Below are 12,699 nucleotides of genomic sequence, written 5' to 3'. Positions count from 1 at the left end.
CCGTCTTTTTTATATGCAAAATGCCATGGATTTTGGTACGATGAGTGTAATATGTTAAATAAGGTGTGATGCCAATGTTAATTTCATTAAATCAAGTTTCGAAAAAAATAGAAGGTCGAGAGATTTTAAAACACATTGACTGGCAAGTGAATCGTGGTGAGCATTGGCTCGTTTATGGACTGAATGGTGCAGGTAAAACAACATTGCTTAACATTATTAACGCGTATGAATTTGCATCGGGTGGGAATGTCAACCTTTTCGGACATCAGCCAGGTGAAGATGGTTATTCGGCACATGAGATTAGAACACAAATGGGCTATATTTCTTGTGAACTTTCGGCAAAATTTGACCCTAATGAGCTCGTACGGGATGTGGTACTTAGTGGTATACCACAAACAATAGGTTTATACTTTACACCAACTCAAGATCAAATGACTATAGCGAAACGTCTCTTAGAACAACTTAATATTTCAGAATTTGAAACACAACCACTTGGGAAACTTTCCTCAGGTGAACAACAACGTGTGTTGTTGGCGCGTGCAATCATTAACCAGCCCAAAGTTTTAGTGTTAGATGAACCTACAAATGGGCTTGATTTTGTTGGGCGTGAACAATTTATAGATACATTAAAGCGTATGTTTTACCATTATCCAGAAACAGCAATGATTTATGTCACACATTTTATTGAAGAAATTTCTTCAAATATTTCACATGCGTTATTGTTAAAAGAGGGTGAAATCCATGCTAAAGGTGACATTGATGACGTCATAAATGGCCATCACCTTTCAAAACTATTCAATATGCCTGTCAAAGTATATCATCACCACCAACGTTATCAAATTGTACGTTTATAATGTTTTGGATTGATAACATTGATTCGTTTTACTAAACATGACACAATATAGATAACATCGGATTGAAAGGAAAGTATGTATGAAAAAGGTTAAAGCTATATTTTTAGACATGGATGGCACACTTTTACATGAAAATAATCGTGCTAGTAAAACTACTGCTGACGTGATTTCAAAACTTCGGGTAGCGGGGTATCGTGTGTTTCTAGCCACGGGTCGTGCGTATGAAGAAATTCATATGTTAATACCTGAAGGCTTAAAATTTGATGGTATTATTTCATCTAATGGCACACTTGGACATATCAATGACAAAGTGTTATTTGAACATGATTTGAGTGAAGCGGCAGTTAAATCTATTGTAGATGTCGCTAAGAAAGCTGGAATTTATTATGAAGTGTTTCCATTTAATGAACCACGTTTTGCGCTTACTGAAGATCAGACTTGGATGTTAAACATGGTTCAAGGTGATAAGCCACAGCAAGTTGCGGAAAGTGAATGGTTGTCACGTCATGAAGCCATAAAAGGCAAGTTAACATGGAGGCATGAGATACCACAAGGATTAGCATACTCGAAAATTTATCTTTTTCATCCCGAGCTTCAAACGATTGAAGCGTTTAGAAACGAAATGTATCAACAACAAGATAGGCTTAAAATAGAAGTATCGAATTCGACACATAATAATGTTGAGACGATGAAATATGGCATTAATAAGGGTACGGGAATTAAAGAAATGTGTGAGCATTACAATATCGACATTGGGTATACGTTGGTAATGGGAGATAGTGATAATGATCGTACAATGTTTGAAGTGGGAGCTTATACCGTAGCAATGAAGAATGCGAAACCTCACATTAAATCCCTGACACAATATGAAACAGAATTTGATAACAATGAGGATGGCGCCGCATTGTTTCTAGAAAAATATTTATTATAATTGAATAGACGAATCATCATTAAATAAGCCTTCAATATTCATATGATCTGAATATTGAAGGCTGTTACATTTAGTTTATGCTTCTTTTTTACCAAAATTCATAAAATATTGGACTGCAGTACCTGCAATGACAAAGTAGAATATGAAGCGTATTAAAGCAAAAATGATTGAAATAACGCCTTTTACGAATTGAATCATGTCATATGATAATTGTTCAATTAAAAAGCGTTGTAAGATTTGTGTAGGGATAGATAAAAGTAATACCAGTAAATTAATGATTATAATTCCGATAAAGAATTTAAGAAATGTCTTTTGCTTATTAAAAATAGTCTTCCAACCTAATTTAATAATTTCACCAATTTTGCGTTGAGGGTCTTCAACAAAAGCAGTCGTCATATTAATGATGAAGATAAATCCAAACAAAGGTACAATACTTAAAAGAAGTGAAATAATTAATTTAACAATCATAATTAACGTAAAATTAGGGTCAGATATATCAAGTGTAGATATAATCTTTTCAGTGATTATATTTAACAACTGTTCAAATAAACCATTTGCCACAATAATTAGGAAAATGGTTAAAAGTACAAAAACTCCTATTATAACAGCTTTTAACCATCTTCCACCAGTGAATGTTTTAAAAATATCCGTGATTTTAAGGCGTTTTTCTGATTGTAAAACGTTGTAAAAGGTACGGATTGACCCAGTTAAAAGTGGATACATTAAAAAGATGAAGAGTAAGCTTCCAAGTACTATGAATGCGATAACAAGAAAAATGATACTATTAATATCTATTTGACCCATCATTGCGGACATATAGAAGCTTTGCAATAAAACTAAAAATGGGACCACTATCAAAGATGCAATTAATGCAAGTATAATAAAGTTTACAAAATTAGCTAATAAAAGTGTTCCTCTTTGAGATTTAGAATTGTGCCAGAATTTTTTTGTGAATGTAAACAACGTATAGCACTCCTTTCAATACTTTACACAATATCAAAATATATTGATTTTGAAAATCAATACGGTATGTATAGTTTATTTTTATTGTAAACTAATTTTTTCCATGTGGATATCTTTTTTTAATAAATATGAACATCATTCCATCCCAAGGTAGCATATAATTTCATGAGCGTGAAAGCTTGTAATTTGTTAAAATAAACATGAGGTGAGATGGGGGATGAAGATTTCAAGCCAAAAGATTTACGAGCAAATAGCAAATGACTTAATTGAACAAATTGACGAAGGAAAGTTACAAGAAGGTGAACGCCTTCCTTCGATTCAAGCACTCTCAAAAACATATGGTGTCAGTAATGCGTCTATGAGAGAAGCGCTCAATGCATTAAGAATGATTGGTCTTATTGAAATCAAACATGGGTATGGCACGTTTGTGAAACAAAAACATCCGTTGTTATTTGATTTTAGTAATCAAACATTGACGCAAAAGCGCGTTAAAGATATTTTAGAGCTACGTGAAGCCGTTGAAGTTAAAACTGCGAGTTTAGCTTCACTACGCCGAACAGATGCTGATTTAAAAGAAATGCAAGATGCTTTAAGTGAAATGGCACGTGCAATTAAGAATGATACGTCAGGAGAAGTTGCGGATTTAAAATTTCATCTTGCAATCGCACGTGCATCTGATAACCAATATTTATATGAACTTTTGAATAATATTGCTGATAAAATTCAACAAACGATGAAGGGGACACGTCATATATATCTGTATAGTCGTCAAAAGCGCATGGAAAAACTCTTTAATGAACATACCGCTATCTTTGAAGCGATTACACAGCAGAATGAAACGTTAGCAGCACAAAAAATGATTGATCATTTACAAGAAGTACGTCAAACATTAGTTGAAAATTTTATCGTTGAATAACAAAAATAATAACAGTGTGCTAAGGAGAAAAAGTGAGAGATTCATTTTCTGTGAGATACATAGGCACGCTGTTTTTAATTGTGATACAATCACTTTATAACTAAGCTTGTTATTAATGGAAGATACATAGAAAATTACATATAAGAATGCGAGGTGGTATCCCCATGCCTTTAATATTAAAACCTGTTTTCCAAGAACGTCTTTGGGGAGGCACAAACTTAACACAATTTGGTTATGAATTACCTAGCGATCATATAGGTGAAGTGTGGGGAATTTCTGCACATCCTCATGGTGCAAATGAAATTTTAAATGGACCATTTAAAGGGATGACATTAGATGATGTTTGGGCTGAGCAACCAAAATTGTTTGGTGAATTTCCTACAAAAAAGTTCCCGTTATTAACTAAAATATTAGATGCCACTCAAAAACTATCCGTGCAAGTGCATCCAGATGATACATTCGCATATGAAAACGAAAATGGCGAGTATGGTAAAACGGAATGTTGGTATATTTTAGATGCAAAACCAGGTGCTGAAATCATTTATGGGACGCATGCGCAAACTAAAGAGGAATTAGAAATGTTGCTTGATGCGCGACGCTTTAACGATCTATTTAAACGTGTCCCAGTACAAACGGGTGATTTCTTTTTTGTACCAGCAGGAACGGTGCACGGTATTGGTGAAGGTATTATGATATTGGAGACGCAACAATCTTCAGATACAACATACCGTATTTATGATTATGATCGACGTGATCATCAAGGGCAGTTAAGACCGCTTCATATTGAAAAGAGTAAGGCTGTTATTCGATATGGTGACGACAGTCCCAACGTTTTACCAACGGTCGAGGTCATCGAGACGCACAAACGTACAACATTTGTACAAAATCATTTCTTTACAGTTGTGAAATGGGAAATTGATGGAACCTTAAACTATATGAAACCACGTGAGTTTGTTTTAGTGTCAGTGTTAGACGGTCAAGGGGATCTCATCACTGATGGTGAAATTTATCCTATAGAAAAAGGCAATCATTTTATTTTAACAGCTGAGGATTTGGATAATGTATTTGAAGGACAGTTGACACTTATGATTAGCTATGTATAAGGTGGTGCAACTTAAATGAAAATAGGATTGTACATTGCTTTAATATGTGGATTCATTTCGGGTGCAACAATATTTTTTAATGTGCCATTATTTCCATCGTATATATTTCCAGTCATTATAGGATTAATCGACATTATCGCGACACTATGGACACTGCCTAATCCTGAAATGAGTGGCATGCTCAAATTAGGTGGCATAATGGTGAATGTATTTCCTGTCATCGTCGGAATTGTGACGTTAATACAGTCATTACATTAAAAATGATGAACGTAAAAAAATAAATGGAGGAGAACACGATCACCATGACAGCAGAAACGAATTATTTTTGGCTAAATTGTGGATATAATCGTTGGAATCATCACGAACCATTAGTAGGTCAAACCGCTGTATTTGAATCAGGCGCGCAATTTAACCCATCTCAAGGGTATCGTGCGTTTAAACAAGCCAAAGTCGGTGACAAAGTCATATTTTATCAAGTACAAACGGATGCAGGTTTACTTGGATGGGGTGAAATTACGAATGTTATCACAGGTGCGCAAAATAAAATTCATGTTCAATTCAAGTTTAATGAGACATTTAAACCATTGACTACGGAGTATTTAAAACGAAGTGAAACATTAGAATTTCGAATTAGTAATATGAAAGAAACTTTATTTAATAAGATTTCATATGATGAATTTGAATTAATTAAAGGTCTTGGTACAGGGGATGTCAGTATTCCACGCTACTTCTATATGGCTGAAACGACATCTTTTGAACCTGATGAGACTTATGTGATTTATACACATAATGTTAACGGTATTAAACGTAATGGCTATCATAATTACACGCAACTAGAAGTTGGAGACCAGATTGTCATTTATAATCGTTATAGTAATCAATCCGTCATTGGTCGTGCAGAAGTTTCTCATCACATTCATACACGTCCGCCTGAAGCTGGACGTACAAATAGTACGGCTATTGAGATTCGATATATTGAAGATATTCAACCTGTAAGTTTAACAACTTTAAATAAACATCCTAAGCTGAAGAACTTATATTTTCTTCAAGAGAATGCGAAACAAGCGATTGCCGGACTGACACCGACCCAATTTGAAGCCATTATGGAAATGAGTAAAAATGGTGGTATGAAAGGTCAGTTCGAAACAGTAGGTCAAATGACAAATGAAGGTACGAGTGATGACATTAAACCATTTATACTTTTATTAGCTAACGACAAAGCAGAAGGGTTAAAGGCTGCGCAGTCATTAGTTGAAAAAGCAAATGCGACACCTGTGATGACAACAGGTCATCCTGACTTTTCAGAAGAAATGTTATACGGTCGTTATTTACCTAACGAGACAGGGGCAATGTATTATCGTGAAGGATTTATTACGGAATTAATGCCTAAATCGGACCGTCATTATCTTGTAATTGATCAATTTGAACGTATTGATCCGGACATCTTCCAAATGTTTATTAACGTTTTAGAAGGTTATGAAATGACATTACCAAGATATCATAGAGATGGAAGTATGGTTAAATGGAGTTTAAATAAAGACTCTTATTACTACTTTAATCCGAACTGGCATATTGTCGGTGTGACATATTTAACGCCACAAGAGGTCAAAGAACATTATTCTGAGCAATTTTTAAAATATGCACGCATTATTCAAGTGAAACACTCCACATAATCGTTAAGAATAGGAAAGCAATTTTAAAGTGACTGGCTAACTAATATATATACGGTGTTTCACACCTAAGTGATAGCTTCAAAGTTCATGTTGTAATGAATTTTGAAGCTTTTTTATACAAATTAGGCGGTGATGTATAGCGCTTTGAGACGAAAGTGCATGTATAAACCTACCTTATGTCCTTACGTTCAATTTAATTCTTTTTTAATATTAAAGGGAAACCTATAAGTATCTGTAATCATTATGATTTGAATTTTTATACTTAAACGCCTTGAAGCGCTTCACAGAAAATAGTATGATATGCGTAAACGTTTTCAATTTTCAGATAACATCAACATAGGGGAGAGGGATTTAAATGAATAAGGAAACTCAAAAAAGGCCGATTAACGTCTGGTTTGCGTTATTAACGCTCGTAGCAATGATTGGGGCGATGTTATATACGGTGGTTAAGCTAGAACAAGCCCCACATATTCCATTGCTAATCGGCACATGTGTAGCGATTATTATTACGATGTGTCACGGTTATAAATGGGAAGAAGTCGAAGAGATGATGTATAAGGGGATTCGTCACGCGCTTCCAGCAGTTGTTATTATCATGTTAGTAGGACTTATCATTGGAGCGTGGATCGGTAGTGGTATTGTCGCTGCGATGATTTATTACGGTTTAAAATTAATATCACCTACATACTTTTTATCTGTCGTGTGTATTATTTGTGGCATTGTGGCATTAGCTATTGGTAGTAGTTGGTCTACTATGGCTACTGTAGGTGTTGCATCAATGGGAATAGGGATTAGTATGGGTTTATCACCAGGCATGGTTGCGGGTGCAGTGATTTCTGGTGCGTATTTTGGTGATAAAATGAGCCCTCTTTCAGATACAACAAATTTAGCATCTGGACTTACTAATGTCGACTTATTTGAACACATTCGCCATATGTTTTATACGACAATACCTGGCTTAATCATTAGTCTTATCGTGTTTTTTATTTTGGGACAAATGTATGGAAGTGATCATTTAAATCAAGGTCGCATTGATAATATTATGAATGCGATAGACAATGCATTTATTATTTCACCTTGGTTGCTTGTAGTGCCACTAATAGTCATTATTATTGTTGCTTTAAAAGTGCCGGCATTACCTGCGATTGTAGTCGGTATCATTCTAGGTTTTTTTGTACAAATTTTTGTACAAGGTGATTCTATGGTGACTGCGGTTACAGCATTACAAACTGGTTATGAAATCGATTCAGGCAACAAAACAATTGATGAGTTATTCAACCGTGGTGGTTTAGAATCCATGTTCTATACGATATCATTAACACTTGTCGCCATGACATTTGGTGGTTTATTAGAGTACTCAGGTATGTTAAAAGCTTTAATTAGCGTAATTTTAAAAGTCGCTAAAAACACGGGGTCATTGATCGCTTCGGTAATTGTTTCTTGTTTTGGCACAAACCTTACATGTTCAGAACAATACATCTCAATTATCGTTCCGTCACGCATGTATGTTTCCACATTTATCGATAAAGGATTACACCCTAAAAATCTTTCGCGTGCACTAGAAGACGGTGGGACACTCACATCTGTTTTTGTTCCTTGGAATACGTGTGGCGTCTTTATCGCTTCAACGTTAAGTGTGTCTGTTGTTGAGTATGCACCATTTGCTATATTAAATTTTATCGTTCCAATCATTTCGATTCTATATGGATTTATTGGCTTTAAAATTATTAAATTATCTAAAGATGAACAAGCCTATTTTAAACAGCAAGAATCGCTAGCATAAATATAACTTAACGTAAGCTTAAGATTAATATACATAGAGGCGTTTTGTTTTTAAAACTGATTCAATGACTTTACAATTAAATATATAAATAGTCCATTGAGGGGGGATACAAGTGCCTATCGTATATTATGATGATCGTTGTATTTATTGTTACAATTATGTCATTTGGTTAATTCGACATGGTTTACCGAGAAATTATCAATTTGTGCCATTAAAAAGCGAGGCTGGTGAACAGCTACAACAAGTGCATCCAGAAGTGTTAAGCTATAATAGTGTGATTTTACAAGAAGGATCATCCTTGTATTTTCAATCTACAGCAATTATCAAACTTATTTATCAATTAAAACAATTTAAATGGTTAGCCCTGAGCGTTTGGCTGATTCCAAAGCCAATTCGTAATTTCGGTTACCATCTATTCGCTGAAAATCGTAACCATATGTGGCGAACGACTTGGGCTAAAGTTCGTGAGTCTGAAAGAAGCTATTTTATTGGTGAACAATATGTCGATGTGAAAGGGCTAGCCAAGCATTCAAATTAAAATGTAAAAGCACCGCGCGTGTATAATAAGTTGAATGCTAAACGTATAAGGATAAAAATAATAGCCTTCAAAGTTCATTTGAAAATGAATTTTGAAGGCTTTTTCATGTATACGCTTTAGTTTTTAATTATTCTGCGATTTCTAATGCAACTTCCATCATTTGTGTAAATGAATTTTGGCGTTCTTCTGCAGTAGTGGCTTCATCTCTTAATAGGTGGTCACTAACAGTGAAAATACCAAGTGCTTTTTTACCTGCTTTAATGGCATTTAAATATAAGCCAGCTGATTCCATTTCGACACCTAAAATACCCATGTCAATCCATTTTTGATTGAAGTTTTCATTCGCATTATAGAATGTATCAGAAGATAAAATGTTACCTACATGTGTCGTAGCACCAATTTTATCTGCCACTTCTTTCGCTTTAACAATTAAATCAAAGTCAGCAAGTGGGGCAAAGTTACCAGGGAACTGGAACTGATCTACATAATTAGAATTTGTTGAAGCCCCTTGACCGATAATAATGTCATATAGGTTTACGTGTTCTTGCATTGCGCCACATGAACCAATACGAATAATTGTATCAACATCAAAGAAATTGTAGAGTTCATAAGAATAAATACCAATACTTGGAATACCCATACCAGAACCCATAACCGATACTTCTTTACCTTTATAAGTTCCTGTGTAACCAAACATGTTACGTACGTCGTTAAATTGCTCAACATTTTCTAAGAAATTTTCAGCTATAAATTTCGCACGTAGTGGATCACCTGGCATTAAAACAGTTTTGGCTATTTTTTTACCATTAGGTTGAATATGTGGTGTGCCTTTAGTCATTGAAAGCAACTCCTTTTATTTTTATTAATTTTATCCTATTAAACATAACAGATTGCAGCCTAAATGTCGATGATTGCAATGTTTGTCAGACCCGTGACAGTCAATGTTTTCTTCTTTAAATTGGCATGTCTTTAATTTATAGAATGGAATATATCGTGTATAATAAATATGGAATATATCATAATAAAGAGAAGAGGGATTTACCATGAGAATGGTGGATATGATTTCTAAAAAACGTGATGGACATGCCTTAACGTCTGAGGAAATTAAGTTTATTATTGACGGTTACACAAAAGGGGAAATTCCGGATTATCAAATGTCGAGTTTAGCAATGGCAATTTATTTCCAAGATATGACAGATGAAGAACGCGCCGCATTAACGATGGCAATGGTAGAATCAGGAGATCAAATTGATTTATCTGATATTGAAGGTGTTAAAGTTGATAAACATTCTACAGGTGGTGTCGGTGATACAACGACACTTGTATTGGCACCACTTGTTGCTGCTTTAGACATTCCTGTAGCGAAGATGAGTGGTCGTGGGTTAGGTCATACTGGTGGTACAATTGACAAATTAGAAGCTGTTGAGGGTTTCCACGTTGAAATATCTGAAGCTGAATTTATCAAACTTGTAAATGAAGCTAAAATTGCTGTTATTGGCCAAACAGGTAATTTAACACCAGCGGATAAAAAGATTTATGCATTGCGTGATGTAACTGGAACTGTCAACTCTATTCCGTTAATAGCGTCATCCATAATGAGTAAAAAAATTGCTGCGGGTGCAGATGCGATTGTACTTGATGTTAAAACAGGTAACGGTGCGTTTATGCAAACGGTAGAAGATGCCGAAGCGCTCGCCCATGCAATGGTTAAAATTGGAAATCAAGTAGGTCGTCAAACGATGGCGATTATTTCAGATATGAACCAACCATTAGGTTTGGGCATTGGGAATGCCCTAGAACTTAAAGAAGCCATTGATACACTTAAAGGAGAAGGTCCTGAAGATTTAACAGAACTCGTACTTACATTAGGTGCACAAATGGTCGTGTTAGCTAAAAAAGCTGAAACTTTAGAAGAAGCGCGCGTAAAATTACAAGAAGTGATTGATAACGGTGCTGCGATTGAAAAATTCAAAACGTTCTTAAGTAATCAGGGTGGAGATGCCTCTGTTGTAGATGATCCATCAAAATTGCCAACAGCGCAATATACATTTGAATTACCAGCGAAAACGTCAGGTGTTGTTTCTGAAATGGTAGCAAATGAAATTGGTATAGCATCAATGATGTTAGGTGCAGGGCGTCAAACTAAAGAAGATGACATTGATTTAGCTGTCGGACTGGTACTTCATAAAAAAATTGGTGATAAAGTTGAAGAGGGAGAATCTTTACTCACAATTCATGCTAATCAAGAAGATGTTGAAGCGGTTAAACAAAAATTATATGACAATATTACAATTTCTGATTCTGCAGAAACGCCAAAATTGATTTATAAAGTAATTACGGAGTAGTGATTGATTATGAAGCGATTTCAACGCGTTGTATTTGGCATTTTATTTGTGTTCATAGGGATTTTACACTTTGCGCGTGAAACGACATTTCGCAAAATTGTACCCCATTATTTACCATTCCGTAAAGCGGCGGTCCTCATTACTGGTGTGTGCGAAATCGTTTTTGGAATTGGCTTATTCATACGTCGTCCGAGTTATGTATTTAAACATATCATGATTGCTTTTTTATGGGCTGTACTACCCGCAAATATTTATATGGCTCGACATATCGACAAAATAGAAGGCCTCCAATTGCCAAAATCGTTATTATATCTTCGTATCCCGTTACAGTTTCAGTTAATGAAATGGATACGTCATTTATAATTAAGTGGATGAAACTCAAGTATTTCACATTTAATTGTTTCAACACTTTGCTTTTCTAGGTGTCTTACTTCATAATGGATGTTTGGTTTCAGATTGATGCCTCAGCAGTCTCGGTTAAGTAAGCAATCAAAGTAATGTTATCATTCTCTTACTTTTGCTCTTATAGATTAAATTAAGAAACATAAATGAATAACAGGCAACGAAGTTCTCATGTATGCATGAATTTTGTTGCCTGTTTTGTTATACAGGATTGTGATGTTTCAACCCTTATTTATATGATTTAATGAATTTTCGCTAAGGGAGATGCTTGTCTATTCTCCATGCACCGCACCTTAATCATTAAATAGGCTTTAAAAGAAAGTGACAAGTGAAATCAATATAAGATTATTTACCTTCTCCAAATACATCATGCCATTGATGACGCTTATCTAAAAATGCTTGCGCAATAGTTTTTGCTCCTTCAAGAGAATGGCTAGCTGCCCAACCACATTGTACTTCATTACACGCTGGGACCTCATTAGCATTTAAAACGTCATGAATCGTGTTTTCAATAATATTTAATACATCATCGTAATCTTTATGGTTAATAAATGACACATAAAAACCTGTTTGGCATCCCATTGGACTTAAATCTACGACTTTGTCTGAATGATTACGAATATTTTCAGCCATTAAATGTTCGAGACTGTGTAAACCTGGCATGTCCATATGTTCTTTATTTGGCTGTTTGAAACGAATATCATACTTGTAAATGTCATCTCCATTTTCCCCTTGCATTTTACCTGCAAGGCGTACATATGGTGCAACTACTTTTGTGTGATCTAAATTAAAACTTTCTACGTTCATTTTTGGCATATTGACATCCTCCTTTATTATTTTCATTTTAACATAACTTTCATTGTATCAAAGGGGGATGCCTTTTCATTGAATGAAGGAATGAGACCGAACCTATTTATAAAGGGGGATGACGATGAGAATGATGCCTTAATTGGGTATGTGACATAACAGTGAGAAATTGTGTAAATAATAAAAATAGCATGACAAATCAGTCGATTTCCGATAAAATGAGTACTAATTAAATAACAATTTATCAAGAGTGGTGGAGGGAATTGGCCCTACGAAGCCCTGCAACCTCATCGAGTAACGATAAAGGTGCTAAATCCAACAATAGCATTTGACTATTGATAGATAAATGACATACAAATGGTTATCAACGTTTGATGTGCGTCT

The 12,699-nt window shown here is 34.9% G+C and carries 13 protein-coding genes and 1 riboswitch; of the genes, 10 read left to right on the top strand and 3 right to left on the bottom strand.

Going from position 1 to position 12,699, the window contains the following annotated elements:
* The first annotated feature begins 74 nt into the window (after positions 1–74).
* Together GJE18_RS08695 and GJE18_RS08690 are read left to right on the top strand one after the other, a co-directional pair.
* On the top strand, positions 75–854 hold the full coding sequence (locus GJE18_RS08695; protein WP_107368861.1) for an ABC transporter ATP-binding protein: 780 nt from the start codon (positions 75–77) through the stop codon (positions 852–854).
* 79 nt (positions 855–933) lie between these two features.
* Positions 934–1,785 (top strand): Cof-type HAD-IIB family hydrolase, encoded by an 852-nt coding sequence (locus GJE18_RS08690; RefSeq protein ID WP_107368862.1) that lies wholly within the window; start codon positions 934–936, stop codon positions 1,783–1,785.
* 75 nt (positions 1,786–1,860) lie between these two features.
* Here the strand turns inward: GJE18_RS08690 and GJE18_RS08685 are convergent, their stop codons facing one another.
* Complete coding sequence (locus tag GJE18_RS08685; RefSeq protein ID WP_060551566.1) at positions 1,861–2,748, bottom strand: hypothetical protein; 888 nt, start codon at positions 2,746–2,748, stop codon at positions 1,861–1,863.
* 217 nt (positions 2,749–2,965) lie between these two features.
* Here GJE18_RS08685 and GJE18_RS08680 point away from each other — a divergent pair, with 217 nt between their 5' ends.
* From GJE18_RS08680 to GJE18_RS08655, 6 genes are all read left to right on the top strand, one after another.
* Positions 2,966–3,664: a FadR/GntR family transcriptional regulator gene (locus GJE18_RS08680; protein ID WP_060551565.1), complete on the top strand. Its 699-nt coding sequence runs from the start codon at positions 2,966–2,968 to the stop codon at positions 3,662–3,664.
* 164 nt (positions 3,665–3,828) lie between these two features.
* Positions 3,829–4,767, top strand: a complete 939-nt coding sequence (gene manA, locus GJE18_RS08675) for a mannose-6-phosphate isomerase, class I (RefSeq protein ID WP_103345578.1) — start codon at positions 3,829–3,831, stop codon at positions 4,765–4,767.
* Between the two features lie 15 nt (positions 4,768–4,782).
* Complete coding sequence (locus GJE18_RS08670) at positions 4,783–5,025, top strand: hypothetical protein (RefSeq protein WP_107368864.1); 243 nt, start codon at positions 4,783–4,785, stop codon at positions 5,023–5,025.
* A gap of 44 nt (positions 5,026–5,069) precedes the next feature.
* A complete protein-coding gene (locus GJE18_RS08665; protein WP_060551562.1) occupies positions 5,070–6,440 on the top strand; it encodes an EVE domain-containing protein in 1,371 nt (456 codons plus the stop codon).
* Positions 6,441–6,795: 355 nt separating this feature from the next.
* Positions 6,796–8,223, top strand: a complete 1,428-nt coding sequence (gene nhaC, locus GJE18_RS08660; RefSeq protein ID WP_103345577.1) for a Na+/H+ antiporter NhaC — start codon at positions 6,796–6,798, stop codon at positions 8,221–8,223.
* A gap of 112 nt (positions 8,224–8,335) precedes the next feature.
* On the top strand, positions 8,336–8,761 hold the full coding sequence (locus tag GJE18_RS08655) for a thiol-disulfide oxidoreductase DCC family protein (RefSeq protein WP_060551560.1): 426 nt from the start codon (positions 8,336–8,338) through the stop codon (positions 8,759–8,761).
* A gap of 127 nt (positions 8,762–8,888) precedes the next feature.
* On the opposite strand, the gene deoD is transcribed toward GJE18_RS08655, so the two are convergent.
* A complete protein-coding gene (gene deoD, locus GJE18_RS08650) occupies positions 8,889–9,599 on the bottom strand; it encodes a purine-nucleoside phosphorylase (protein ID WP_107368865.1) in 711 nt (236 codons plus the stop codon).
* Positions 9,600–9,804: 205 nt separating this feature from the next.
* Here deoD and GJE18_RS08645 point away from each other — a divergent pair, with 205 nt between their 5' ends.
* Positions 9,805–11,106, top strand: a complete 1,302-nt coding sequence (locus tag GJE18_RS08645; RefSeq protein WP_037568064.1) for a pyrimidine-nucleoside phosphorylase — start codon at positions 9,805–9,807, stop codon at positions 11,104–11,106.
* 9 nt (positions 11,107–11,115) lie between these two features.
* The gene (locus GJE18_RS08640) at positions 11,116–11,469 is read left to right on the top strand and encodes a DoxX family protein (RefSeq protein ID WP_105989152.1); all 354 of its coding nucleotides are present in this window, start codon (positions 11,116–11,118) and stop codon (positions 11,467–11,469) included.
* Positions 11,470–11,853: 384 nt separating this feature from the next.
* Here the strand turns inward: GJE18_RS08640 and GJE18_RS08635 are convergent, their stop codons facing one another.
* Complete coding sequence (locus GJE18_RS08635; protein WP_060551558.1) at positions 11,854–12,324, bottom strand: S-ribosylhomocysteine lyase; 471 nt, start codon at positions 12,322–12,324, stop codon at positions 11,854–11,856.
* A gap of 229 nt (positions 12,325–12,553) precedes the next feature.
* A riboswitch (SAM riboswitch) is annotated at positions 12,554–12,664 on the top strand.
* Positions 12,665–12,699: the final 35 nt, after the last annotated feature.

Source organism: Staphylococcus agnetis, assembly GCF_011466855.1.
GTDB lineage: Bacteria > Bacillota > Bacilli > Staphylococcales > Staphylococcaceae > Staphylococcus > Staphylococcus agnetis.
This window is presented reverse-complemented; position numbering and strand designations above follow the sequence as displayed.

Bases quoted from the DNA above. Each gene is read 5' to 3' on its own strand.
- GJE18_RS08695 (WP_107368861.1), top strand. From the start codon at position 75: ATGTTAATTTCATTAAATCAAGTTTCGAAAAAAATAGAAGGTCGAGAG.
- GJE18_RS08690 (WP_107368862.1), top strand. From the start codon at position 934: ATGAAAAAGGTTAAAGCTATATTTTTAGACATGGATGGCACACTTTTA.
- GJE18_RS08680 (WP_060551565.1), top strand. From the start codon at position 2,966: ATGAAGATTTCAAGCCAAAAGATTTACGAGCAAATAGCAAATGACTTA.
- manA (WP_103345578.1), top strand. From the start codon at position 3,829: ATGCCTTTAATATTAAAACCTGTTTTCCAAGAACGTCTTTGGGGAGGC.
- GJE18_RS08670 (WP_107368864.1), top strand. From the start codon at position 4,783: ATGAAAATAGGATTGTACATTGCTTTAATATGTGGATTCATTTCGGGT.
- GJE18_RS08665 (WP_060551562.1), top strand. From the start codon at position 5,070: ATGACAGCAGAAACGAATTATTTTTGGCTAAATTGTGGATATAATCGT.
- nhaC (WP_103345577.1), top strand. From the start codon at position 6,796: ATGAATAAGGAAACTCAAAAAAGGCCGATTAACGTCTGGTTTGCGTTA.
- deoD (WP_107368865.1), bottom strand. From the start codon at position 9,599: ATGACTAAAGGCACACCACATATTCAACCTAATGGTAAAAAAATAGCC.
- GJE18_RS08645 (WP_037568064.1), top strand. From the start codon at position 9,805: ATGAGAATGGTGGATATGATTTCTAAAAAACGTGATGGACATGCCTTA.
- GJE18_RS08640 (WP_105989152.1), top strand. From the start codon at position 11,116: ATGAAGCGATTTCAACGCGTTGTATTTGGCATTTTATTTGTGTTCATA.
- GJE18_RS08635 (WP_060551558.1), bottom strand. From the start codon at position 12,324: ATGCCAAAAATGAACGTAGAAAGTTTTAATTTAGATCACACAAAAGTA.